Origin of the sequence: Bradyrhizobium altum, assembly GCF_020889705.1 — a bacterium.
In the GTDB taxonomy this organism is placed as follows: domain Bacteria; phylum Pseudomonadota; class Alphaproteobacteria; order Rhizobiales; family Xanthobacteraceae; genus Bradyrhizobium; species Bradyrhizobium altum.
The window spans coordinates 1-23914 of the sequence record NZ_JACMYP010000138.1; the positions used below are offsets into that span (position 1 = coordinate 1).

The 23914-nt window shown below is 65.6% G+C and carries 19 protein-coding genes; 12 read left to right on the top strand and 7 right to left on the bottom strand.

All coding sequences use genetic code 11. The features are described 5' to 3' along the window. On the bottom strand, nt 1-340 hold a 340-nt coding region (locus H8B02_RS28340), incomplete at its 3' end, for a trypsin-like peptidase domain-containing protein (protein ID WP_229169261.1). 98 nt (nt 341-438) lie between these two features. Further along, entirely contained in the window at nt 439-1467 is a 1029-nt protein-coding gene (locus tag H8B02_RS28345) for an AraC family transcriptional regulator (RefSeq protein ID WP_229169262.1), read from the bottom strand. Nucleotides 1468-1731: 264 nt separating this feature from the next. On the opposite strand from H8B02_RS28345, the gene H8B02_RS28350 reads away from it, so the two are divergent. Together H8B02_RS28350 and H8B02_RS28355 are read left to right on the top strand one after the other, a co-directional pair. Beyond that, a complete protein-coding gene (locus H8B02_RS28350; protein WP_229169263.1) occupies nt 1732-2181 on the top strand; it encodes a cupin domain-containing protein in 450 nt (149 codons plus the stop codon). Nucleotides 2182-2298: 117 nt separating this feature from the next. After that, nucleotides 2299-3792, top strand: a complete 1494-nt coding sequence (locus H8B02_RS28355) for a flavin-containing monooxygenase (protein ID WP_229169264.1) — start codon at nt 2299-2301, stop codon at nt 3790-3792. Here H8B02_RS28355 and H8B02_RS28360 read toward each other — a convergent pair. Further along, a complete protein-coding gene (locus H8B02_RS28360) occupies nt 3789-4514 on the bottom strand; it encodes an alpha/beta hydrolase (RefSeq protein WP_229169265.1) in 726 nt (241 codons plus the stop codon). The genes H8B02_RS28355 and H8B02_RS28360 overlap by 4 nt on opposite strands. A gap of 153 nt (nt 4515-4667) precedes the next feature. Here H8B02_RS28360 and H8B02_RS28365 point away from each other — a divergent pair, with 153 nt between their 5' ends. Both H8B02_RS28365 and H8B02_RS28370 read left to right on the top strand, forming a co-directional pair. Continuing rightward, nucleotides 4668-5648 (top strand): helix-turn-helix domain-containing protein, encoded by a 981-nt coding sequence (locus H8B02_RS28365; RefSeq protein WP_229169266.1) that lies wholly within the window; start codon nt 4668-4670, stop codon nt 5646-5648. Nucleotides 5649-5668: 20 nt separating this feature from the next. Continuing rightward, nucleotides 5669-6736 carry a maleylacetate reductase gene (locus tag H8B02_RS28370; protein ID WP_229169267.1) on the top strand — a complete coding sequence of 356 codons (1068 nt, stop codon included), beginning with the start codon at nt 5669-5671 and terminating at the stop codon, nt 6734-6736. Nucleotide 6737: 1 nt separating this feature from the next. Here H8B02_RS28370 and H8B02_RS28375 read toward each other — a convergent pair whose 3' ends face one another. Further along, on the bottom strand, nt 6738-8192 hold the full coding sequence (locus H8B02_RS28375; RefSeq protein WP_229169268.1) for a GH1 family beta-glucosidase: 1455 nt from the start codon (nt 8190-8192) through the stop codon (nt 6738-6740). Nucleotides 8193-8432: 240 nt separating this feature from the next. Between H8B02_RS28375 and H8B02_RS28380 the strand changes: the two genes are divergently transcribed. The 6 genes from H8B02_RS28380 to H8B02_RS28405 all read left to right on the top strand — a co-directional run bounded on the left by H8B02_RS28380 (nt 8433) and on the right by H8B02_RS28405 (nt 18987). Next, nucleotides 8433-11099 carry a M1 family metallopeptidase gene (locus H8B02_RS28380; RefSeq protein WP_229169269.1) on the top strand — a complete coding sequence of 889 codons (2667 nt, stop codon included), beginning with the start codon at nt 8433-8435 and terminating at the stop codon, nt 11097-11099. Nucleotides 11100-11177: 78 nt separating this feature from the next. Beyond that, the gene (locus H8B02_RS28385; protein ID WP_173638333.1) at nt 11178-12830 is read left to right on the top strand and encodes an acetolactate synthase large subunit; all 1653 of its coding nucleotides are present in this window, start codon (nt 11178-11180) and stop codon (nt 12828-12830) included. Between the two features lie 126 nt (nt 12831-12956). After that, on the top strand, nt 12957-14609 hold the full coding sequence (gene pgm, locus H8B02_RS28390; protein ID WP_233287795.1) for a phosphoglucomutase (alpha-D-glucose-1,6-bisphosphate-dependent): 1653 nt from the start codon (nt 12957-12959) through the stop codon (nt 14607-14609). Between the two features lie 23 nt (nt 14610-14632). After that, the gene (locus H8B02_RS28395; RefSeq protein WP_229169271.1) at nt 14633-15589 is read left to right on the top strand and encodes an NAD-dependent epimerase/dehydratase family protein; all 957 of its coding nucleotides are present in this window, start codon (nt 14633-14635) and stop codon (nt 15587-15589) included. Further along, on the top strand, nt 15582-16457 hold the full coding sequence (locus H8B02_RS28400; protein ID WP_229169272.1) for a dihydrodipicolinate synthase family protein: 876 nt from the start codon (nt 15582-15584) through the stop codon (nt 16455-16457). The genes H8B02_RS28395 and H8B02_RS28400 overlap by 8 nt, the downstream gene beginning before the upstream one ends. A 202-nt stretch (nt 16458-16659) precedes the next feature. Beyond that, complete coding sequence (locus H8B02_RS28405) at nt 16660-18987, top strand: xanthine dehydrogenase family protein molybdopterin-binding subunit (RefSeq protein ID WP_229169273.1); 2328 nt, start codon at nt 16660-16662, stop codon at nt 18985-18987. A gap of 123 nt (nt 18988-19110) precedes the next feature. Here H8B02_RS28405 and H8B02_RS28410 read toward each other — a convergent pair whose 3' ends face one another. From H8B02_RS28410 to H8B02_RS28420, 3 genes are read right to left on the bottom strand one after another with little or no spacing between them, the layout of a single operon-like run. Further along, the gene (locus tag H8B02_RS28410; RefSeq protein WP_229169274.1) at nt 19111-20307 is read right to left on the bottom strand and encodes an acyl-CoA dehydrogenase family protein; all 1197 of its coding nucleotides are present in this window, start codon (nt 20305-20307) and stop codon (nt 19111-19113) included. Between the two features lie 13 nt (nt 20308-20320). Beyond that, nucleotides 20321-21466: an acyl-CoA dehydrogenase family protein gene (locus H8B02_RS28415; RefSeq protein ID WP_229169275.1), complete on the bottom strand. Its 1146-nt coding sequence runs from the start codon at nt 21464-21466 to the stop codon at nt 20321-20323. Between the two features lie 5 nt (nt 21467-21471). Next, the gene (locus H8B02_RS28420; RefSeq protein ID WP_283842251.1) at nt 21472-22329 is read right to left on the bottom strand and encodes an enoyl-CoA hydratase; all 858 of its coding nucleotides are present in this window, start codon (nt 22327-22329) and stop codon (nt 21472-21474) included. Between the two features lie 158 nt (nt 22330-22487). On the opposite strand from H8B02_RS28420, the gene H8B02_RS28425 reads away from it, so the two are divergent. Together H8B02_RS28425 and H8B02_RS28430 are read left to right on the top strand one after the other, a co-directional pair. Next, on the top strand, nt 22488-23102 hold the full coding sequence (locus H8B02_RS28425) for a LemA family protein (RefSeq protein WP_229169276.1): 615 nt from the start codon (nt 22488-22490) through the stop codon (nt 23100-23102). Between the two features lie 22 nt (nt 23103-23124). Continuing rightward, the coding region (locus H8B02_RS28430; protein ID WP_229169278.1) for a TPM domain-containing protein at nt 23125-23914 on the top strand (790 nt) is incomplete at its 3' end.

Sequence of the window (23914 nt, forward strand, 5' to 3'; positions counted from 1 at the left end):
CGCGGTCGGCCGCAACGATCACCGCGAGCGATCCGAGCGCGGGGATTTCGGTCGACAGCTTGATCGGCGCGACGTCGCCGTCGACGCGCAGCAGCGCGATGTCGGTGGTGTGGTCGCGTCCGGCGACGGCGGCTTGCCTGCGGCTGCCGTCGGCAAACTGGATTTCGATCTCGCCCTCGTCGGCGAGCGCTTCGTCGGCGGTAACGACAAGACCCGCCTTCCAGACAAAGCCGGATGCGCGGGCGCGATGCGAATGCACAGAGACGATCGCCGGCGCCGCCCGCGCAATGGTCTCGGAAAGGGCTGACGACAGCGAGGCGAGGGTGGTCGGTTCGGTCATGGGAAACTCCGTTGGCTTCCCCCAATCTGGGATGTTGCGGCCGGCAGTGAAACTGGCCGGATGGGCAGGGCCGGGTCCGTGCCGCTCGGAACTGCCGCTCAGCTCAGCCGGTGCAGGGTCGCCTTCGGGCTCTCGCCGAACTTGGCGCGGTAGGCGCTCGCCATGCGGCTCAGATGGGTAAAGCCGAGGTCGAATGCAATATCGACGATGCGCTCGCCCGGCCGCGCCGTCTTGAGGCGGGCGTTGAGATGGGCGAGGCGGATGTCGAGCAGCATCTCGGAGACCGTGGTGCCGAAGTGACGGCGGAAGCCGAGTTGCAGCGCGCGGACACCGGTGCCTGCGATCTCCGCAAGCTCGACGAGATCCAGCGGCTCGGTCGCGCGGGTCTCGAGATAGGCCCGCACGCGCTTCAGCGCCGCAGGCTGGGCCTCAGCGCGGCCGTTGAAGACATCGATCGCCGAACTCAAGGTGTGCCGCTGCTCGTTGAGCAAAACATTGAGAAACGACTCGCGCCAATCGGCTGCCGCGACCGCGGACAAGCTCTTGTGCGGCCCGATCTGCTCGGCGGTCGTCACGAGTTGCTCGATTCTAGCCGAGAGCGTCTGCCCGAGTGGCCCGCTCAGTGCGACAGCCGGATCGAACTCGACCGGTCGGACCGCCACCCCGCCAAGCGCCGCGGCGCGATGCTCAACCAGCTTGCGGTCGAGCAGCACGATGAGCTGGGCGCAGTTGTCGCGCCAGGTCATCTCGGTCGGAATGGTCGGCGACAGCAGCGAGGCACAGTGTTGCGGCCCGGTGGTGAGCTCGCGCGCGGCGGTCCGCACCGCGGCCGAGCCGGACAGCGGCATCTGCAACAGGAAGAAGCGGTCGAGGCAGCCCGGATTGATCGCGACCGATCCGCCATAGGCGACATAGTTGACGGAGAACCCGTCGAACTCGGCGCAATTGTGGTGCGCGGAGAAATCGCGCTCCGAACGATCGACGGGCGTCAGCTCATGCGGACAGAAGATACGGCCGATCGCTTCGGCCGCGTCATCGACGCGTGCGGTCGCGACGCGCGCGAAATCCTTGAGTCTTGCGCTTGTCGAACTTGCCCTTGCCGAAACCTCGTTGCCAACAGCAGTCACGCCGGCCGTCCGGAGTTGTTTGAGGTCTAAAACATCGTGCAGCCTAGTGCATTCGCCGGCAAAGGGGAACGCCGTTTCGTCGCGCAAACTGCCCGATCGGCGCGCAGGCGGATGCGGCGGCATTGGGCAGAGGCTTCCTGGCTCGACGCTGCCGCATTGCAACATGGTCGCGCCGGCTGCGGATTCGTTTATCGGCTAGACAGCCGCACCGGCTGGCGACAGGCTCGGTGTCGGCAATACGCATCCAAAACTGGAGAGGCTGACATGGGCGCGCTCGAAAAAGGCATTACCCGAACCGGCACCGGTTACGGCGGCAAGACCTGGAATATCCTTGGCCAGGTCTACTATCCGAAGGCGGTCACCGACTCGACCTTCGCGTTCGAGACCAACAGCGATCCCGGCCAGTTCGTGCCGGTGCACATCCACCCGACCCAGGACGAATTCATCCTGGTGCAAGAGGGCGTGCTCGACCTCAAGCTCGATGGCGTCTGGGTGCAGGCCAAGGCCGGCGACCTCGTGCGCATGCCGCGCGGCATTCCGCACGGCTATTTCAACAAGTCCGACAAGCCGGCGCGGGCGCTGTTCTGGGTGTCGCCGATGCAGAAGCTCGAGGCGCTGTTCGAGAAGCTGCACAATCTGCAGGACCCGGTCGAAGTGGTGCGCATTTCCGCCGAGCACGAGGTGGACTTCCTGCCGCCGGAAGCCAACGACTAGGCTGCCGAGCAAATAGACAGCGCACGCGAGACAGCGATCGCCGGGGTTGGCTCCGGCGATGACGGGGACGCGTGCGCTTAGGGAAATGGGCCTGTTCATTCATCACGGAGGCGTTTCATGGTCAAGCAGAAGCATGTGTGCGTCATCGGCGCCGGGGTCTCCGGGCTCGCCGCCGGCAAGGCCTTTGCGGATCGCGGCCACAAGGTGACCATCATCGAGCGCAGCGGCGATCTCGGCGGGGTCTGGGAGCCGGCGCGCTCCTATCCCGACGTGCAGACCCAGAGCCCGAAGGAGCTCTATCGCTACACCGACAAGGCGATGCCGGAGTCCTACCCGGAGTGGCCGAAGGGTCCGCAGGTCCATGCCTATCTGCGCGACTATGCCCACAGCCATGGGCTCGACGGCGCGATGCGGTTCGACACCAGGGTCGAGAACATGACGCGCCGCGCCGACGGCAGACAGGGCTGGACGCTCGCGCTTCGCTCGACCGACGGCGCCACGGGGCACGAGGATTTCGACTTCGTCGCGGTCTGCACCGGGCAATTCAACGAACCGCAGACGCTGCCGCTGCCCGGCGAGGACGGCTTCAAGACGCAGGGCGGCCAGATCCTGCACTCGTCGCAATACAGCGATCCTGATCTTGCCAAGGGCCGCAAGGTGGTGGTGCTCGGCGGCTCGAAATCGGCGACCGATATCGCCGTGAATGCGGTCAATTCCGGCGCCAGCGAGGTCACCATCGTGTTTCGCGAGTCGGTCTGGCGGATTCCCTATTTCGTCGGCGGTCTCGTCAACTTCAAGCGCATCCTCTACATCCGCGCGCAGGAGCAGATGTTTGCGAGCTGGGGCATCGGGCCGATGGCGCGCCTCGCGCATGTCGTCGCAAAGCCGTTCGTCTGGGCGAACTGGCGCGGGCTCGAGAGCATGCTGAAGATGCAGCTCAAGCTGAAACAGTGCGGCATGGTGCCGAAGGAGCGGATCGAGGACGGCGTCAACTGCTCGGTACCGATCGCGACCCCCGGCTTCTATCCGATGGTTGCCGACGGCCGGATCAAGGCGGTGCAGGGCACCTTCGATCATTATGACGGCAAGACCATCGTGATGAGCGGCGGCCAGCGTGTCGCGGCCGACGTCGCGGTGCTCGCGATCGGCTACAAGCTCGGTGTGCCGTTCCTCCCTAAAGAATATCAGAACAAGCTGGTCGAGCCCGACGGGCAGTATCGGCTCTATCGGCTGATCGCCAACCCGGATCTGCCCGACATGGGCTTTGTCGGGTTCAACTCGAGCTTCTGCACCGTGCTGTGCGCGGATCTCGCCGCGAACTGGCTGGTGCGCTATGCCGACGGCCAGCTCGCGCGGCAGCCGAGCGCGGCCGAGATGCACGACAACATCGCAATGATGCTGAACTTCAAGCGGGTCGAGCGTCCGGCGGCGGGCGTCTATGGCGGGCTCTGCGTCGCGCCCTACCACTTCAAGCATTTCGACGAGCTGTTGGCGGACATCGGCACCAGGGCGTCGCGCCGCAACCCGCTCGTCGAAAAATTCACGCCGCCGGACGCGGACGCCTATGCGCGCTTCCTTGCGACCGCGCCTATGTACGAGGCCGTGGCCTAATCGCGGCCGGCGTCGAGGAAGGCTTGTGCCAACCGCTCGGGATTGGAGAAGCACAGCTCGTGGCTGCCCGGCACCTGGACCAGGCGGAACAGCCCGAGCTTCTCCGACAGCCGCGGATGCCAGGGCAGGCCGTGTGGCATCGCCGTGTCCTCGGTGCAGTTGACGTAGGATTTTGCGATCGGCATCTCGGCCGGATTGGTCCGCAACGCGATCTTGTCCTGGAAGGTCTTCAGCGGGTGCGGGTTGAGCTTGTCATAGGCCCGCTGCGCCGTCTCGAGGTCGGCGTCGTTGATGAAGGCCTCGCGCCAGATCGGGAACGGCAACACCACCGAGGCGTCGCCGCGCTCGGCATAGATGGCATCGAACAGGCCGACATAGTGCGGCGGCACCATGTCGTTGAGGCTCTCGCCGTTGTTGGGCACGAAGGCGTTCCAGTACACCAGCCGGCGGATGCGGTTCGCGGCTGCGTCGGCAACGCCCGTGATGACCATGCCGCCATAGCTGTGGCCGACCAGCACGATGTCATTCAGATTGTGCTCGGCGAGATAATCCACGATCGACTGGATCGCCTCGGCAAGACCAGTATCCTTCCGGTCGCCGGGACGGTTGCCCTTGATCGTCGGGGTGTGGACGACATGGCCGGCCTTGCGGATGGCGGCCGCAACCGGCTCAAACTCGGCGCCGGTATGCCAGGCGCCATGGACAAGAACATAGGTCGACATGTTGTACCTCCCTGCGTGGTTTGGTTAGATCGATTGCGCGGTTCGGACGGCCGGGAATGCGCGCTGACGTCATGTGGTTCCTGATGGATATTGACCCGGGGCTACGGAACGCGCTTGGCTATAACCGAACCGGATTGGGCTCGGAGTGAACTGATGCAGCAAATCGCCGCCGCGGATCGCTCGCGCAGGCTGAGCTGGAATACCGCGGACACACGGCCGGGCGAGCAGTTCGCCTATTATTGCGAGGCGATCTGCCAGGCCTTCATGAACCTGACGCCGGAGCCGCCGGCGACGCCGGGCTTCCTGGCCCGGGTCGAGACCGTTGGGCTCGGCGACGGTGCGGTCAACCGGGTCAGTTTCCCGGATCATATCGTGCGGCGCTCCTCCGCCGACATCGCCGCGTCCAGCCGGCGCTGCTACTACCTCAATCTCAAGCTCGCCGGCCGCTGCCGGATCCAGCAGGCCGGGCGCGAGATCAGCCTGTCGCCCGGACAAGTCGGAATCTTCGACAGCGGGCAGCGCTTCTCGCTGTTGCACGATCGCGGTCCCGCGCTGCAGGTCGCATCGTTCTGGGTGCCGGCCGAGGCGCTCGATGAACGGCTGCCGTCGGCGCCGGAGGTCGCACCGGCGCGGGTCTCCGATGATCCGTTCGTCGGCCATCTCATCGCCGAGACGGCACAGGTGCTGAACAATTCGGCGCTCCGGGCATCCGATACGGACAACGCCCGGCTGTTTGGCGTGCTGCTCGACCTGGTCGCGCTCAGCCTGTCGCGGACGGGTCGCGCGGGCGTTGCCGAGAGCGCGGGTCTTGCAGATGCAACGTGGCTCGCGCTGCGCCGCGCCGTCGACCGCAGGCTGCGCGAGCCCGGGCTCGGCGTTGCTGCCGTCGCTGCTGCGATCGGCATCAGCGAGCGTTACGTCCACAAACTGTTCGAGCGCGCAGGCACCACATTCGCCAGCTACGTGATGGATCGTCGCCTCGACGGCGCGGCGCGCGACCTGAAGAATCCCGCGGTCGCCGGGCGCGCGATCGGCGACATCGCTCTCGACTGGGGTTTTTCCGATCTGTCGCATTTCACGCGGCGCTTCAGGCATCGCTTCGGCTGCACGCCGCGCGACTGGCGCCGGAGCTAACGCAAAGTTCGGAAGTCACGATGTCACAATCATTCACCTATCAAGTCAGCCCGATGCGGGTCGTGTTCGGGGTCGGCACGATCGTGCAGCTGGCTGATGAACTCGACCGGCTCGGCATCAGCCGCGCCCTGGTGCTCGCAAGCCGGCGGCAGCAGGCGGAGCTCGGCGATCTCCGAGGCTTGACCGGCGGCCGCATGGCTGGCGCGTTCGACGGCGCTGTTGTGCACACCCCTGTCGCAGTCACCGAACGCGCGATGCAGATGGTCGGCGAGTTGAAGCCCGACGGCGTGGTTGCGATCGGCGCGGGTGCCGCGACCGGTCTCAGCAAGGCGATTGCGTTGCGCACCGACCTGCCGCAACTGATCGTGCCGACCAGCTATGCCGGCTCCGAGATGACGCCGGTGCTCGGAGAGACCGTGGACGGCGTCAAGACCACGCAATCCTCGCCGAAGATCTTGCCTGAAGCCGTGATCTACGACGTCAACCTGACGATCTCGATGCCGACAAAGTTCTCGGCGATCTCCGGCCTCAACGCGATCGCGCATGCGGCCGAGGCGCTGTATGCGCGGGACGGCAATCCGATCACCTCGCTGATGGCGGAAGAGGCGATTGCAAAACTCGCGTCATCGCTGCCGGACGTGATCGCGCGGCCGCGCGATCTCGATGCGCGCTCGGATGCTCTCTACGGCGCTTGGCTGTGCGCGGTCTGTCTCGGCACCGTCGGCATGGCGCTGCATCACAAGCTCTGCCACACCGTCGGCGCGCTGTTCGACCTGCCGCATGCCGAAACCCATGCGGTGATGCTGCCGCACACCATCGCCTACAACACGCCGGCGGCGCGCGCTGCGATCGGCCGCGCCGCGCGGGCGCTTGGCGTCGCTGATGCGGCCGATGGCCTGTTCGATCTGTCGGCAAGGCTCGGCGCGCCGCGTTCGCTCGCCGCGATCGGCATGCCTGAAGACGGCATCGCAAAGGCGGCCGCACTCGCCACCAGGAATCCTTACTGGAATCCGCGGCCGATCGAAGAGCGCGGCATCAGCGACCTGCTTCGGCGCGCGTGGTCGGGCGCACGGCCGCAGGCCGGATAGATCACACGCCGATGGCGTTGCGCGCGATCACATCGCGATAGAATGCCGCGCTCAGTTTCGGCACCCGCGCCTGGGTCTCGAAATCGACGCGATAGAGGCCGAAGCGCTTCGCGTAGCCGAAGATCCATTCGAAATTGTCCATCAGGCTCCACAGGAAATAGCCGTGGATCGGGACGCCGTCGGCGGTCGCGCGCTGCAATTGGGCGAGGTAGTTGCGCAGGAACATGATGCGGTCGAGGTCGTAGATCTGCCCGTCCGGCTGCACCTTGTCCTCGCCGGAGGTGCCGTTCTCGCTGATATAGATGCTCTTGATGTTCCAGAGCTTCGCGGCAATCCGCGGCGCCCAGTAGATCGTCTCCGGCGCGATCCGCAGCCAATCCGAACTCATGTGCGGGAAGGAGCCCGGAATCGGCAGCGGCTTCCAGCCGGGGGCATGGTCGGTGGCGAGGATGTAGCACTGCGGCGCGTAGATGTTCAGCCCGACGAAATCGTTGGGCTGCGCGATGATCTTCAGCTCCTCGGCGGTGAATTTGGGCGCGTCGGCGCCGGCATATTGCAGGAAGCCTTCGGTGTACTTGCCTTCGAGCACGACGCCGAGAAAGCCCGCATTGAGCTCGCGCGTCGCGATCTCGGTAGCGCGGATGTTCTCCGGCGTGTTGATCGCGGGCACGCAGGCGGTGATGTTTTCGGCGGGACCGACCCGCGTGCCGGGGCGGCCCTTGGCGCGGATCGCCTGCACCGCGAGCCCGTGCGCCAGCGCAACGTGATGGCGCGCCTGGTTCACCTCGGCCGGCGGCAGCGTCAGCCCCGGCGCGTCGACGCCGAGCGCATAGCCGAACGGGAGGAAGCGCCCGACCTCGTTAAGGGTGAAGATGTTCTTGACCCGGTCGGTCAATCGCTGCGCCACATAGCCGGCGTAGTCGCCGAACGCCTTCGATGTATCCCGCGAGCGCCAGCCGCCGGCGCGGTCCTGCAACGCCTGCGGCAGATCCCAGTGATAGAGCGTGGCATAGGGCTCGATGCCGTTCGCGAGCAATTCGTCGACCAGGCGGTTGTAGAAGTCGAGGCCCTTTGGATTGGGCGCGCCGGTGCCATCGGGAAACACCCGCGGCCAGGCGATCGAGAAACGGTAGGCCCTGGCGCCGAGATCCTTGATGAGGCGGACATCCTCCTTGTAGCGGTGATAGTGGTCGTTGGCGCGATCGCCGGTAGAGCCGTCCTCGATCTTGCCCGATGTATGGGTGAATGTGTCCCAGATCGACGGGCCGCGGCCGTCCTCCTTGACCGCGCCCTCGACCTGGTAGGACGAGGTCGCGGTGCCCCAGACGAAGCCGGCGGGAAAGTTCGCGCCGTCAGGCCGCGGAGCGTGGTTCGCGGCCTCGGCAGGGCCGGTCAAACCGAGCGCAGAGAGGCCCGCAAGGCCCGCAAACTGCCGGCGCGAGAACTTTTCGAACATCATTGTCTCCCGTGGCCGGACGCTTCGGCTGGAATGCCAGCCATAAGTTAGCCTTCCGTCCTGCCGTTGAGCAACAAGGGTCGAGAGGCCGTAGCAAGCGGCGCGCCGATGGATGCGAACCGTTGCGATGTCAGATGTCGCGGAATTGTCAGTTTTGTGGCGACATGTTCTCTACTAGATTGCCTGCTACGTCCTTCCGCTATGACATCCGAAAATCCCGAGATCCTGGTGAGCTGCGCGATGAACAAGCCTGCGACCCATGTCCGAACCGCGCTGCTGCGTCGCCTTGCCACGGCAATCGGCTTGCTGCTGGCGACGGCCGCAGGCGCGCAGGCCGAGCAGACATTTTCGTTCGACAGCACACCCGGGAAGCTGCCGAAGACGGTTGTCCCGTTGAGCTACGCGATCGAGCTGACGCCCGATATCACCAGCCTGGCGCTGCCTGGCGTGGAGACCGTCGACATCGAGGTGCGTGAGGCTACGGCGCAACTAACGCTGAACGCGATCAACACGACATTCGCCGAGGCCACGATCGATGACGGCGCACAGCGCGCGGAGGTCGTGACCGACGCCACCGCGCAAACCGCGACGCTGACCTTCGCCAAGCCGCTTGCGGTGGGCCGGCACAAGCTGCGCATCGCGTTCACGGCGCAGATCAACAAATTCGGCACCGGGCTGTTTGTGGTCGACTATCCGACTCCGACCGGGATCAAGCGGTTGATCTCCAGCAAGCTGGAGCCGGCCGATGCAAGGCGGATCTTTCCGTGCTGGGACGAGCCGTCGTTCAAGGCGAGCTTCGCGCTGACCGTCGTGATCCCGCGCGATCTGCTCGCGGTCGGCAACATGCCCATCGCGAGCGAGGCGGCGGTCGCCGGCGATCTCAAGAAGGTCGCGTTCGCGCCGGCGCCGAAAATGTCGAGCTATCTGTTCGTGCTCACCGTCGGCGAACTTGAGCGGATCACGGCGGATGCCGGCGGCGTCACGGTCGGCGTGGTGACGACGGAGGGCAAGAGCGGGCAGGGCCGGTTTGCGCTCGACAGCGCAGTGAAACTGCTCGCCTATTACAACGACTATTTCGGCGTCAAATATCCGTTGCCGAAGCTCGATTTGATCGCCGTCCCCGGCGGGTTCGGCGGCGCGATGGAGAACTGGGGCGGTATCACCTTCTTCGAGAGCCGGCTGCTGTTCGATCCCGCGACCAATGCCGAGACGGCGCGGCGCGGCATCTTCGCCATCATCGCGCACGAGATGGCGCATATGTGGTTCGGCGATCTCGTCACCATGGCGTGGTGGGACAATCTCTGGCTCAACGAGGGCTTTGCCAGCTGGATGGCGACCAAGGCCTCGGAGCAGTTCTATCCGCAATGGCAGAGCTGGCTGAACGGCTACGGCGCGAAGCAGTTTGCCATGGCGCTCGATGCGCGCCGCACCTCGCATCCGGTGCAGCAGCCGATCGCGGATCACAGCGAAGCCGTCACGGCGTTCGATGCCATCACCTACAACAAGGGCCAGGCGCTGATCCGCATGCTCGAGACCTATCTCGGCGAGCAGGCATTCCGCGACGGCATCCGGAAATACATGGCTGCGCACGCCTACAGCAATTCCACCACCGCCGATCTCTGGCACGCGCTCGAGAGCGCTGGCGGCAAGACGATCACCGGCATCGCCGCCTCCTTCACGGAGCAGGATGGCGTGCCGCTGGTCATGGCCGAGACGACGTGCGATGGCATAGCGCAACGCCTGACGTTGCAGCAGGACCGTTTCGTGATCGCGCCGGCCAACAATCCGCCGCTGCCGGCCCACACCTGGCAGATCCCGGTCGCGTCCGGACCGGCGCAGGGCAAGCCGTTTGACGAGATCTTGCTGGAAGGCAGTGCCGATATCCCGGCCGGCGCTTGCGGCGATGCGATCAAGGTCAATCTCGGCGACGTCGGCTATTTCAGGGTCGAGTACGGGCCGAAGAACCGTGCCGCATTGTTGAACGTCTTCCCGCAAATGCAGGTCGGTGACCGGCTCAATGTCGTCACCGACGGCTGGGCGCTGGTGCAGGCGGGCCGCGCCGAGGCGCCGTCCTATCTCGCGCTGCTCGACGCGCTCGATGCCGGCGACCATCGTGCGGTGTGGGACCAGGTGATCTCGACATTCGCTGCGCTCAACCGCCTGTCGCGCGACCGCACCGAACGGCCGGTGATCCAGGCCTATGCCCGCGCCAAGCTGCGCCCGGTATTCGACCGGATCGGATGGGACGGCGGCGGTCCGGGCGACGATGACACTGCGCTGTTGCGCGCGAGCCTGATCTCGACGCTTGGTGATCTCGGCGACGCGGCAATTGTCGCCGAGGCGAAGCGGCGTTTTGCGGCGTTCCGCGATGATCCCACCTCGCTGCCGACCACGCTGCGCGATGCGGTCACCCATGTCGTCGGTATCACGGCCGACCGGGCGACCTATGACAAACTGCTGACGCTTGCACGCAACAGCACGGCGACCAATGAACGGCTGCGCTATTATTTCGCCGCGGCCAGCGCTCGCGATACGGAACTGGCGCGCGCGACGCTGGCGTTGACGGTGACGAGCGAATTGCCCGACACGATCGTGTCGGGGATGATCAATGCGGTTGCCTCCGCAGGCGAGCAGCCGCAACTCGCCTGGGACTTCGTCCAGACCAATTTCGATACGTTGCTGGCCAGGCAGGGGCCGAGCTTCCGCGACCAGTTTGTTCCGAACTTCATGACCAATTTTACCGATCAGGCCCACGCGGCAGAGTTGGCCGCATTCGCACCTTCACAATCCACCAGCGGCGGGCGGGTGATGGTGGCGCGCTCCTTGCAGGCGATCGCGATCTCGGCCGATCTCGCCGCGCGTGTGCTCCCCGCCGCCGACGCCTGGATCAGGGCGCACAAGCCGTGAGATCGCGAGGGAGTTTCCGGCGGCGCGCGATGCGGCTATGCTCCGTGCGCGGCATGCAATCAACGATGCGAGGCTGAGATGGTCAAAGGTTCCGATTTGCTGGTCGCGGCCCTCGAGAATGAGGGCGTGGAACGGGTGTTCGGTGTTCCCGGCGAGGAGAATCTCGACGTCGTCGAGAGCCTGCGCAAATCCTCGATCAAGCTGATCGTGACCCGCCACGAGCAGGCTGCGGCGTTCATGGCGGCGACCTATGGGCGGCTGACCGGAAAGCCCGGTGTCTGCATGACGACGCTAGGCCCGGGCGCGCTCAACCTGACCACCGGTGCGGCCTATGCGCTGCTCGGCGCGATGCCGATGGTGATGCTGACGGGCCAGAAGGGCATCTTGAGCAGCCGGCAGGCCAAGTTCCAGATCGTCGACATCGTCAACACCTTCCGTCCGCTGACCAAGCTGTCGCTGCAGATCGTCAGCGGCGCCACCATTCCGACGCTGGTCCGTGACGCCTTCCGGATCGCGACGCAGGAGCGGCCGGGGCCGGTGCTGCTCGAACTGCCGGAGGATATCGCGCGCGAGGAGATAGCGCCGGTCGAGATCGTGCCGCCGCATCCGATCGAAATTCCGATCGCGCACGCGGCTGCACTCGACCGCGCCGCCGACATGATTTTGAAGGCGCAGCGTCCGCTGATCATGCTCGGCGCGGCGGCATCGCGCCCGCGCTCGACCGCCGGGATCGGCGACTTCGTGCGGCGCACCAAGATTCCGTTCTTCACCACCCAGATGGGCAAGGGCACGGTATCGGGCGGCACCAACCAGTACATGGGAACTGCCGCGCTGAGCGAGCGCGACTATGTGCACGAGGCGATCGACCGCGCCGACCTGATCATCGCGATCGGTCACGACACGATCGAGAAGCCGCCCTTCATCATGGGCCCGAAGGGGCCGCAGGTGATCCATGTCAGCTACACGGCGGCGAATGTCGAGCAGGTCTACTTCCCGCAATGCGAGGTGATCGGCGACGTCGGGCCGAGCCTCGAATTGCTGGCCGATCGGGTCGCGGGAAAGCTGCCGTCTGCCAGCGCGCTGCTCAGCCTGCGCGAAGGTATCCTGGCGAGGATCACCGATCGCGCCACCGAAGGCCGCTGGCCGCCGACGCCGCAGCGCATCGTGCACGATGTGCGGCAGGTCATTCCCGAAGACGGCATCGTCGCGCTCGATAACGGCATGTACAAGATCTGGTTCGCGCGCAACTACCGCACGCTGCTTGCGAACTCGCTGCTGCTCGACAACGCGCTCGCCACCATGGGCGCCGGCCTGCCGTCGGCGATGATGGCGGCGATGCTGTATCCGAAGAACCGCGTGCTCGCGGTCTGCGGCGACGGCGGCTTCATGATGAACTCGCAGGAGATGGAGACCGCGGTCCGCCTCAAGCTCAATCTGGTGATCCTGATCCTGGAGGATTCTGCCTACGGCATGATCCGCTGGAAGCAGGCGGTCGACAACTTCCCGGATTTCGGCCTCACTTTCGGCAATCCGGATTTCGTCAAATATGCCGAAAGCTACGGCGCCAAGGGTTCGCGGATCGAGAGTACGGAGGCGATCGTCCCGACGCTGGAGCGGGCCTTCTCCGGCGGCGGCGTGCATCTCGTGGTGGTGCCGATCGACTATACCGAGAACAAGCGGGTGCTGGTCGACGAACTGCGCGAGAAGGTGCAGCAGATCGACGTCGAATAGCGGATTGCCGCTGACGGCACGGAACGAAAAGCCCTCGGCTTGATTGAACGTAAGCCGCCATGGTAGCACGCCAGGATGTTACGCAATGAGTATCACTCGTTGTGCTGATGGTCGGCGATACCAGATATGAGAGGTCACGTGACTGCACCAAATCCTGCCGCCGGCAAACCCGTCGATCCCTCGGCGCTTGCCAATGTGCCGCGGCTGGTCACGGCCTATTTTGCCGGCAAGCCCGACGCCAGCGATCCCACCCAACGGGTTGCCTTCGGCACCTCCGGCCATCGCGGCTCGTCGCTGAAGAATTCCTTCAACGAGGACCACATCCTTGCCACCACGCAGGCGATCTGCGACTACCGGCGCGAGAAGGGCCTCACCGGGCCGCTGTTCATCGGCATCGATACCCATGCGCTGGCCGAGCCGGCGCTGGCCAGCGCGGTGGCAGTGTTCGCGGCGAACGGCGTCGAGATCATGATCGACGCCCAGGGTGGCTACACCCCGACGCCGGTGATCTCGCATGCGATCCTGAGCTACAACAAGGGCCGCAGCACCGGCCTTGCCGATGGCGTCGTCATCACCCCGTCGCACAACCCGCCGGAGGATGGCGGCTATAAGTACAATCCGCCGCATGGCGGCCCGGCCGACACCGATGTCACCGCTGTGGTCGAGAAGAACGCCAACCGCTATATCGAAGCCGGCCTCAAGGGTGTCGCGCGGATGCCGTATGATCGGGCGCGCAAGGCCGCGACCACGCATCTGCACGACTACATCACGCCCTACGTTGCCGATCTCGGCAACACCGTCGATCTCGCGCTGATCAAGTCCGCCGGGGTCAAGATCGGCATCGATCCGCTCGGCGGCGCGGCGGTGCATTACTGGCAGCCGATCATCGCGCGCTACGGCATCAACGCGTCAGTGGTCAACAATGCGGTCGATCCGACCTTCCGCTTCATGACCGCGGATTGGGACGGCAAGATCCGGATGGACTGCTCGTCGCCTTATGCGATGGCGAGCCTGATCGGGATGCGCGACCGCTTCGACGTCGCCTTTGCCAACGATACCGACGCCGACCGCCACGGCATCGTCACCCGTTCGAACGGGCTGATGAATCCGAACCACTTCCTCGCCACCGCGATCGCCTATCTGTTCGCACACCGGCCGCAATGGGGCAAGGACGCCGCGATCGGCAAGACCATCGTGTCGAGCTCGATCATCGATCGCGTTGCCAAGAAGCTGAACCGCAAGCTGGTCGAGACACCAGTCGGCTTCAAATGGTTCGTCGAAGGGCTCGGCAGCGGCGGCTTCGGCTTTGCCGGTGAGGAGAGCGCCGGCGCGTCGTTCCTCAAGCGCGACGGCTCGGCGTGGACCACCGACAAGGACGGCATCATCCTCGGCCTGCTGGCGGCGGAGATCATCGCCAAGACCGGCCGTGATCCCAGTGAATTGTTCAACGAGCTGACCGCCGAACTCGGCGTTCCCTATTACGAGCGCATCGATGTCGCGGCGACGCCGAAGCAGAAGAATGCGCTGAAGGCGCTCGGGCCCGAGCAGCTCAACATGACCGAGCTCGCCGGCGATCCGGTGCGCGCGGTCAGGACCAAGGCGCCGGGCAACGATCAGCCGTTCGGCGGCATCAAGGTTGAGAGCGAGGCCGGCTGGTTTGCGGCGCGTCCCTCCGGCACTGAGGATGTCTACAAGATCTACGCCGAGAGCTTCCGCGGGCCGGATCATCTCAAACAGATCCAGGGCGACGCGCAGGCCGCGATCGCCAAGGTGTTCTGAGGGCGCGGGGCCGGACGGAATTCATGCGCGTATTGTTGACCGGCTCCTCCGGCTGGCTCGGCCGCTTCCTTGCGCCGCGGCTTCGACAGGCCGGCCATGACGTGACCGGCCTCGACGTCGTCCCGGGCGGGGCGACCGATGTGGTCGGCTCGGTGGCTGAGCGGTCGGTGGTCGTTCGGGTGTTCGGCGATCACGGCATCGAGGCCGTGATCCATGGCGGCGCGCTGCACAAGCCGGACATCGCGCGGTTCTCATCGCAGGCCTTTGTCGACGTCAACATCACAGGCACCCTCAATCTGCTGCAAGCGGCTACCGCCGCCGGCCACGACCGCTTCGTGTTCACCTCGACGACGTCGCTGATGATCTCGCAGGCGATCTGCGACGAGGAAGGCCATGCGGCGGTGTGGCTCGACGAGACGACAGGGCCGCTCGAGCCGCGCAACATCTACGGGGTTACAAAACTCGCCGCCGAAGGGCTGTGCCGGCTGTATAGTCGGGAGCATGGGCTGAACTGCGCGGTGCTGCGCACCAGCCGCTTCTTCCCCGAAGACGACGATACGATCCGCGACATCCATGGCGAGAACCTGAAGGCGACCGAACTGCTGTATCGCCGCCTCACGGTCGAGGATGCCGCCGACGCCCATGTCGTGGCACTGGAGAAGATCCGCGGCTTCGAGGTGTTCGTGATCAGCGCTCCGACGCCGTTTGCGCGCGGCGATGTTGCTGACCTGAAGACGGACGCGGCCGGCGTGATCGTGCGGTATTTCCCCGATGCGGCGGCGCTGTTTGCGCGCCAGGGCTGGCACTTGCCGCATTCGATCGGCCGGATCTACGACGCCAGCAAGGCCGAACGGCTGCTCGGTTTCCGCGCGGTAACCGACTTTGCAGCGGTACTCGGCGCCCTGCGCAGCGGCGAGCCGCTTCCCTTTGCGCACGATCCCGATTATGTCTCGCCGTCAACGAGGCTCGCAAATGGCTGATTTCCACGGCGTCTTTCCGTATCTGGTGTCCCCGGTCGACCCCGCCGGCCATGTCCGTACCGAGGTGCTGGGCCGGCTCTGCGACGATTTGATCAAGGCCGGCGTCCATGGGCTGACGCCGCTCGGCTCGACCGGCGAATTCGCCTATCTCAACAATGCGCAGCGCATGCAGGTGGTGGCGACCACGATCGAGGCCGCGCAGGGCCGCGTGCCGGTGGTCGCCGGCGTCGCCTCGACCTCGACGGCGGATGCGGTGGCGCAGGCCAAGGCCTATCAGAAGCGGGGTGCTGCCGGCATTCTGGCGATCATGGAGGCGTATTTTCCGGTCGGCGACGCGCAGGTGGAATCCTATTTCCGTGCCGTCGCCGACGCCGTCGACATTCCGGTCGTGATCTACACCAATCCGAATTTCCAGCGCTCCGACCTCACGCTCGACGTCATCGCGCACCTCGCCCAGCATCCGCGGATCGGCTACATCAAGGACGCCTCGACCAACACCGGCCGGCTGCTGTCGATCATGAACCGCTGCGGCGACAGCCTGAAAGTGTTCTCGGCCTCCGCCCATATTCCGGCTGCCGTGATGCTGATCGGCGGCCATGGCTGGATGGCCGGCCCGGCCTGCATCATCCCGCGGCAGAGCGTCGAGCTCTACAATCTGTGCCGCCGCGCCCGCTGGGACGAGGCGATGGCCCTGCAGCGCAAGCTCTGGCGCATCAACGAGGCGTTCGCCCGCTTCAACCTCGCCGCCTGCATCAAGGCCGGGCTCGCAAGCCAGGGCTACGATGTCGGCGACCCCGTGCCGCCACAGGCGCCGCTCACCGCCGAGCAGCGCAAGGTGGTCGAGGCCGCGTTGCGCGATCTCGGCTGAACCTGGCTTGCGCGTTGCATACGTTCTCACCATGTCGTCATTCCGGGGCGAGGCGAAGCCTCGAGCCCGGAATCCATAACCACCATCGGGAGTATGGATTCCGGGCTCGCGCCAAGGCGCGCCCCGGAATGACGGCCATGTGTTGTGTAGCTCCCAAAATCCGTTAAAACCCGCCGAAATTTCTGAAATCAAGGACCCTCCGATGAACATTCTTCCCGGCAATATGCGTTTTGGTGCGGGCCAGCCGGTCAAGCGTCTGGAGGACCAGCGGCTGCTCACCGGGAAGGGGCATTTCGTCGACGACAAGCCGCAGGACGGCGCGCTCTGGCTGCACGTGCTGCGCTCGCCGCATGCCCATGCCAACATCAAATCGATCGACGCCAAGGCGGCGCTCGAGATGCCCGGCGTCAAGGCGGTCTATACCGGCGCCGACCTTGTGAAGGACGATATCGGCACGCTGCCGACGCTCGCGATCTTCAAGCGCCCCGATGGCTCGCCGATGACCGTGCCGCCGCGGCGCCTGCTGGCGCATGAGGTGGTGCGCTACGCGGGCGAGGGTGTTGCGGCTGTGGTCGCGACCTCGCGCGTGCTGGCGCAGACCGCGGCCGAAGCGATCGAAGTCGATTACGAGGTGCTGCCCTCGGTGGTCGATCCGGTCGAGGCGATCAAGCCGGGCGCGCCGGTGGTCTGGCCGGAGGCGCCCGACAACATCGTGGCCGCGATGAGCTATGGCGACGCCGCCAAGGTCGAGGCCGCTTTTGCCAGCGCCGCGCACAAGGTGTCGCTCGACCTGGTCAGCCAGCGCCTGGTGCCGTCGGCGATGGAGCCGCGCTCGACCATTGCCGAGATCGAGAAGAAGACCGGCCGGCTCATTCTCCACGTTCAGTCGCAGACCCCGGGCTCGACCCGCGATCTCCTGGCGGAATCGATCCTGAAGCGGCCGAAGGACAGCGTGCGCGTGCTGGTCGGCGATATCGGCGGCGGCTTCGGCCAGAAGACCAGCCTCTATCCCGAAGACGGCATCGTCGCCTATGCCGCGACCAAGCTGAACGAGAAGATCCGCTGGCGCGGCGACCGCACCGACGAGTTCGTCGGCGGCACCCATGGCCGCGACCTGACCTCGACCGGCGAGTTCGCGCTCGACGCCAAGGGCCGCGTGCTGGCCTACCGCGTGCGCTCGATCGGCGGCACCGGAGCGTACTCGTCGGGCACCGCCAACATCATTCCGCTGGTGCTCGGCCCGTTCGTGCAGACCGGCGTCTACGATCTGCCGCTGGTGCATTTCGAGGTGAAGTCGGTGATGACCAACACCGCGCCGGTGGGCGCCTATCGCGGCGCCGGCCGGCCCGAGGCAGTGTTCATCGTCGAGCGACTGTTCGATGCCGCGGCGCGCCAGATCGGCACGGACCCGCGCACCATCCGCAAGGTCAACTACATCAAGCCGGCGCAACTGCCCTACACCAACGCGGTCGGGCAGGTGTATGACTCCGGCGCCTTCGCCCACATGCTGGAGCGCGCGTCCGATCTGGCCGACTGGAACGGCTTTGCCGCGCGCAAGAAGGCGGCGAAGAAGAAGGGCCTGCTCTACGGCCGTGGCCTGACCAGCTACATCGAATGGACCGGCGGCCGCGCCCACACCGAAAACGTCTCGCTGCATGCGACCGCCGAAGGCCGCGTCATCCTGCATTCCGGCACCATGGCGATGGGGCAGGGCCTGGCCACCACCTACACCCAGATGATCGCCGATACGCTCGGCATTGCCATGGACAAGATCGACGTCATCCAGGGCGACACGGATCTTGCCACCGGCTTCGGCAGCGTCGGCTCGCGCTCGCTGTTCGTCGGCGGCACCGCGGTTGCGGTCTCGAGCAATGACTTGATCAACAAGGCGCGCGACAAGGCCTCCCATCTGCTCGAAGCCTCCGTCGGGGACATCGAGTATCGCGACGGCTTCCTCACCGTGGTCGGCACCGACAAGCGCATCAGCCTGTTCGAGATCGCAAAGAAGGAAAGCGGCGCAAAGCTTTCCGTCGAGAGCGAGGGCAATGTCGACGGCCCGAGCTGGCCGAACGGCACCCATATCTGCGAGGTCGAGATCGATCCCGAGACCGGCGTGACGCGGGTGGTGCGCTACACCACGGTCGACGACGTCGGCGTCGCGGTCAATCCGATGCTGGTGACGGGGCAGGTGCAGGGCGGCGTCGTCCAGGGCATCGGCCAGGCCCTGTACGAAGGCGTGGCCTACAGCGAGGAAGGTCAGCTTCTGACCGCAAGCTATCAGGACTATTGCATCCCGCGCGCCTCGGACGTTCCGCCGATGTCAGTGACGCTCGATCCCTCCGCACCCTGCAAGACCAATCCGCTGGGCGCCAAGGGCTGCGGCGAGTCGGGTGCGATCGGCGGCCCACCCTGCATCACCAACGGCGTGATGGATGCGTTGAGTGAGGTCGGGATCACCCAACTGAATACGCCGCTGACGCCGGTGAAGATCTGGCAGGCGATCCAGGACGCGAAGGCGGGGGCGGCTTAGGTTTCTGTCATTCCGGGGCATCGCGAAGCGATGAGCCCGGAATCCATCGGGCCGCACGTTCTGCGGTGAAATGGATTCCGGGCTCGCGCTATGCGCGCCCCGGAATGACGGAGACAGTGACCGTTACAACCCCAACACCATCTTTGCGATGATGTCGCGCTGGATTTCCGACGATCCGCCGAAGATCGTATACGCCCGCCCGTTGAGATATTCGGGCACCACCGGCAGCAGTTCCTCCGGGATCGCCGGCTCGTGGTTGAGCCGGTAGAATGGCCGCGCCGGCTCGACCGCAAGGCCGTCCTGGCCGATCACGTCGACGCCGAGCCGCGTCACCGCCTGGCGGATCTCGCTGACCCTGAGCTTGATCAGCGACGACACCGCGCCGGGATTCTGCCCGGTCTGCAGCGCCGACAGCACCCGCAGCTCAGTCATCTCGAGCGCATCGATATCGACCTCGACCTCCGACATCCGAATGGCGATGTCGGGGTCCTCGATGGCGCGGCCGGTGACTTCGGAGCCGGCGAGATCGGAGATCGTCTTCAGCGCCTCGCGCAGCTTGGCGGAGGCGATGCCGGAGCCGCGCTCGAACTCGAGCAGATACTTGCCGTAGGTCCAGCCCTTGCCTTCCTCGCCGACGCGATTGGCAACGGGCACGCGGACGTCGTCGAAGAACACCTGGTTGACCTCGTGGTCGCCGCCGATGGTCAGGATCGGGCGCGTGGTGATGCCCGGCGTCTTCATGTCGATCAGGATGAAGCTGATGCCGTCCTGCTGCCGCTCGCCCTCATTGGTGCGAACCAGCGCGAACATGCGGTTGGCGTGATGCGCATGCGTGGTCCAGATCTTGGTGCCGTTGATGATGTAATCGTCGCCGTCGCGCACCGCGCGGGTCTTCAGCGACGAAAGGTCGGAGCCCGAACCCGGCTCGGAATAGCCCTGGCACCAGTAGTCTTCACCCGAGAGGATTCGCGGGAGGTAAAAGTTCTTCTGCTCCGGGGAGCCGAAGCCGATGATGACGGGGCCGACCATCTTGACGCCCATCACATTGACATTCGGCACGCCGGCGCGGGCGCATTCGGCCTCGAAGATCCAGCGCTGCGCCGGCGTCCAGTCCGGCCCGCCATGGTCCACCGGCCAGCCCGGCGCGCCCCAGCCCTTCTTGTGCAGCGCGCGCTGCCAAGCCATGCCGATGTCGGGGTCGGAGAACACCGACGGCGTCAGCGCGGTGGCGCGCTTCATTTCCGGCGTCAGGCTCTCGGCGATGTAGTCGCGGACTTCCTTTTCGAAAGCACGTTCCTCGGCGCTGAAGGTGAGATTCATCTTGCGCTCTCCGTTAGGCGTGGGCGCGGCCGCTCAAGGCGGCGTGGCGGCGATAATGATGGGCGCTGCCGCCGAACAGCGTGTCGAAGGCGAGCAGCCGCTTGAAATAGGCGCCGATGTCGAGTTCTTCCGTGACGCCCATGGCGCCGTGCAACTGCACCGCCTGTTCGGCGACGAAGCGCGCGCATTTGCCGATCTTCGCCTTGGCGCCGGACGCCGCGCGGCTGCGGGCGACCGGCTCGGCATTGGCCATCAGCGCGGCGCGCAATGCCATCGAGCGCGCCTCGTCGACCTGCATCGCCACGTCGGCGAGGCGGTGGCGGATCACCTGATTGGCCGATAGCGGCCGGCCGAACTGTTTTCGAATTTTGGTGTATTCGAGCGTGGTGTCGAGCAGCGTCTGCATGATGCCGACCGCCTCGGCGCCGAGCGCGGCCATCGCGCGGTCGACCACCGTTTCGATCGCGGGCAGCACATCCTGCCCGTCGCCGAGCAGCGCATCGGCGGGCAATTGCAGATCCCTGAGATCGAGATTGCAGCCGCGCCCGCCACCGAGCCGCGCGTAGTCGCGCAGGGTAAGGCCGGGCGCACCAGCCGGCACCAGGAACAGGCAAAGCTTGCCGGATGCGCCGTTGGCATTGGCAACGCGGGCCGAGACGATGATCTGGTTGGCCGATGCGCCGTCGAGCACCGCGATCTTGCTGCCGCTCAAAAGCCAGCCGTCGACAGTTTTCGTCGCCGTCGTGTCGACATGGCCGAGGTCGAACCGCGCGGCGCGCTCCGAATGCGCAAAGGCGAGCGTGAGCGCGCCCTCGGCGACCTTGGGCAGGATGACCTGCTGCTGCGCCTCGGTGCCGCATTCGGCGACCAGCGCAGCACCAATCACGACGGTGGAGAGGAATGGCTCGGACACCAGGCCGCGTCCGAACGCTTCCATCAAGAGCCCGATCTCGATCGCGCCGCCGCCAAGCCCGCCATGGGCCTCGCTGATCGGTAGCGCCAGCCAGCCGAGCTCGGCGAACTGCTTCCAGATCGCGGGCGAATAACCCAGCGGATCGTTCGCCGCCTTCTTGCGATGCTCTGATGTGAAGGTCTCCGCCACGAAGCGGTCGGCACTTTCGCGCAGCAGGCGCTGCTCGTCGCTGAGAGTAAGGTCCATCTGGTCTACTTCACGTTGGCGGTTTTTCTGACGGAGGGATGCAGACCCGCGGGGTCCACCACCATTCCGAATTCCTGCAGATTGTGCGCGTGGCAAAGCTGATGCAGTGCGAAGGCCTGATCGATCGCAGCAGGCTGCCCCATGATGTCGATCGAGCGGTTCACCGCCTCCTTGGACAGCTTCAACGCGAACGCGGGTTTGGCTGCAATTCTGCCCGCCAGCGCCAGCGTGAAGGAGGAGAGATCGCCGCGCGGCACCACGTGATTGACCATGCCGAGACGATGCGCCTCGTCGGCGCTCCAGACGTCGGCGGTGAACAGCATCTCCTTGGCCTTGCGCGCGCCGAGTTCCCAGGGATGCACGAACCACTCGACGCCGCAGACGCCCATCGTCACCACGGGATCGCAGAACTCGGCGTCACTGCTCGCGACGATCAGGTCGCAGGCCCAGGCCAGCATCAGCCCGCCGGCGATGCATTTGCCATGCACCTCCGCGATCGTCGGCTTGGCGAGATTGCGCCAGCGCCTTGTGATCTGCAGGTAGATCTCCTGCTCGCGCGCGAAGCGGCCGTGTGCATTTGGTTCGGCGAAGCCGCCCCAATTTCCGACTGGCGGGAAATCGACACCTGCCTGGTTCTTGCCCGCTGGCCTGAGATCGTGACCGGCCGAAAAATGCGGGCCGTTGCCGGCGAGGATGATGACCTTGACCGCGTCGTCCTGCACCGCCTGGTCGAAGGCGGCATTGAGGTCGTAGGTCATCTGCAGGTTCTGGGCGTTGCGAGCCTCAGGGCGGTTCATCACGATCCGCGCAATCGCAGGATCCGGCCGCTCGACGACAATCGTCTCGAATTGTTCAGACGCCAATGGATCCTCCCAGGATCGATTTTCTCGGCATGATGAACGGCGCAGGGAGGGATAGGCAAGGGCCATCATCGGTAAAACCGGCCGCGAATCCCGCCACGCGGGATTGTCGGGCGAAAATCTGTTACTCTGATTGAGAATCCACCGGGAGGAACGACTTCATGCGCAAGCTTTGGACCGTGCTGGCAGCGCTGGCGACATTGAGCCTGACCAACTGCGGCTACAACGCGATCCAGACCAATGACGAGACGGTCAAGTCGAGCTGGTCGGAGGTGGTGAACCAGTACCAGCGGCGCGCCGATCTGGTGCCGAACCTCGTCAATTCGGTGAAGGGCTTTGCGCAGCAGGAGAAGGACGTGCTGCTCGGCGTCACCAACGCGCGCGCCAAGGTCGGCAGCATCCAGGCGACGCCCGAGGTGCTCAACGATCCGGCCGCGTTCCAGAAGTTCACGCAGGCGCAGGGTGAACTCACCAGCGCGCTGTCGCGGCTCCTGGTCGTGACCGAGAACTACCCGCAGCTGAAATCGGATGCGCTGTTCCGCGACCTGATGGCGCAGCTCGAAGGCACCGAGAACCGCATCACCGTGGCGCGCAACCGCTACATCAAGGCGGTGCAGGACTATAATGTCGGCATCCGCACCTTCCCGAACAATCTGACTGCGATGGCGTTCGGCTACAAGGAGAAGCCCAACTTCACGGTCGACAACGAGAAGGAGATCTCGACCGCGCCGAAGGTCGATTTCAATCCGGCGCCCGCGCCCGCACCGTCGAAATAGCGCCGGCGTGCCCACCAACGCGATGACAGCCGCCCGCGTCCTCCTGCTCGCCTTCCTGCTGGGCTTCGTGTGCCCGGCGCGGGCCGAGGTCGCGGTGCCTCAGCTCACCGGCCGCGTCGTCGATCAGACCGGGACGCTGTCGGCGACTGACGTTGCGTCGCTGAACGACAGACTGAAGGATCTGGAGACCCGCAAGGGCAGCCAGATCGCGGTCCTGATTGTGCCGACTACGGCTGAGGAAACGATCGAGCAGTTCTCGATCCGCGTTGCCGAGGCCTGGAAGATCGGGCGCAAGAAGGTCGACGACGGCGCACTGCTGGTGGTCGCCAAGAACGACCGGCATTTGCGCATCGAGGTCGGCTACGGCCTCGAAGGCGTGCTGAGCGACGTCGTCACCCACCGCATCATCGACGAGGACATCACCCCGAAATTCAAGGCCGGCGATTTCGCCGGCGGTATCTCGGCCGGCGTCGACCGCATGATCCGCCTGATCAATGGCGAGCACCTGCCGGCGCCGGAGCCCGAGCATTGGCAGGGCCCCAATCTCGTCGATCTCGCCAATCCGGTGACCATCTTTGTCGTCATCATCGTGGCGAGCGTGTTGCGCGCGATGCTGGGGCGGCTGCTGGGCTCGGCTGCGACTGGCGGCATCGTCGGCGTCTTCATCTGGATGGTGGCCGGCTCGCTCGCCACTGCCCTGGTGGTCGGGCTGTTCGCTGCCGTTGCGGCGCTGATCTTCGGCGGATTGAATTTTGGCGGTCCGGCGGCCGGCTCGGGACCATACCGGCGCGGCGGCGGCTATTCCGGGGGCT

Bases quoted from the DNA above. Each gene is read 5' to 3' on its own strand.
- H8B02_RS28350 (WP_229169263.1), top strand. From the start codon at position 1,732: ATGGGCGCGCTCGAAAAAGGCATTACCCGAACCGGCACCGGTTACGGC.
- H8B02_RS28355 (WP_229169264.1), top strand. From the start codon at position 2,299: ATGGTCAAGCAGAAGCATGTGTGCGTCATCGGCGCCGGGGTCTCCGGG.
- H8B02_RS28360 (WP_229169265.1), bottom strand. From the start codon at position 4,514: ATGTCGACCTATGTTCTTGTCCATGGCGCCTGGCATACCGGCGCCGAG.
- H8B02_RS28365 (WP_229169266.1), top strand. From the start codon at position 4,668: ATGCAGCAAATCGCCGCCGCGGATCGCTCGCGCAGGCTGAGCTGGAAT.
- H8B02_RS28370 (WP_229169267.1), top strand. From the start codon at position 5,669: ATGTCACAATCATTCACCTATCAAGTCAGCCCGATGCGGGTCGTGTTC.
- H8B02_RS28375 (WP_229169268.1), bottom strand. From the start codon at position 8,192: ATGTTCGAAAAGTTCTCGCGCCGGCAGTTTGCGGGCCTTGCGGGCCTC.
- H8B02_RS28380 (WP_229169269.1), top strand. From the start codon at position 8,433: ATGAACAAGCCTGCGACCCATGTCCGAACCGCGCTGCTGCGTCGCCTT.
- H8B02_RS28385 (WP_173638333.1), top strand. From the start codon at position 11,178: ATGGTCAAAGGTTCCGATTTGCTGGTCGCGGCCCTCGAGAATGAGGGC.
- pgm (WP_233287795.1), top strand. From the start codon at position 12,957: ATGAGAGGTCACGTGACTGCACCAAATCCTGCCGCCGGCAAACCCGTC.
- H8B02_RS28395 (WP_229169271.1), top strand. From the start codon at position 14,633: ATGCGCGTATTGTTGACCGGCTCCTCCGGCTGGCTCGGCCGCTTCCTT.
- H8B02_RS28400 (WP_229169272.1), top strand. From the start codon at position 15,582: ATGGCTGATTTCCACGGCGTCTTTCCGTATCTGGTGTCCCCGGTCGAC.
- H8B02_RS28405 (WP_229169273.1), top strand. From the start codon at position 16,660: ATGAACATTCTTCCCGGCAATATGCGTTTTGGTGCGGGCCAGCCGGTC.
- H8B02_RS28410 (WP_229169274.1), bottom strand. From the start codon at position 20,307: ATGAATCTCACCTTCAGCGCCGAGGAACGTGCTTTCGAAAAGGAAGTC.
- H8B02_RS28415 (WP_229169275.1), bottom strand. From the start codon at position 21,466: ATGGACCTTACTCTCAGCGACGAGCAGCGCCTGCTGCGCGAAAGTGCC.
- H8B02_RS28425 (WP_229169276.1), top strand. From the start codon at position 22,488: ATGCGCAAGCTTTGGACCGTGCTGGCAGCGCTGGCGACATTGAGCCTG.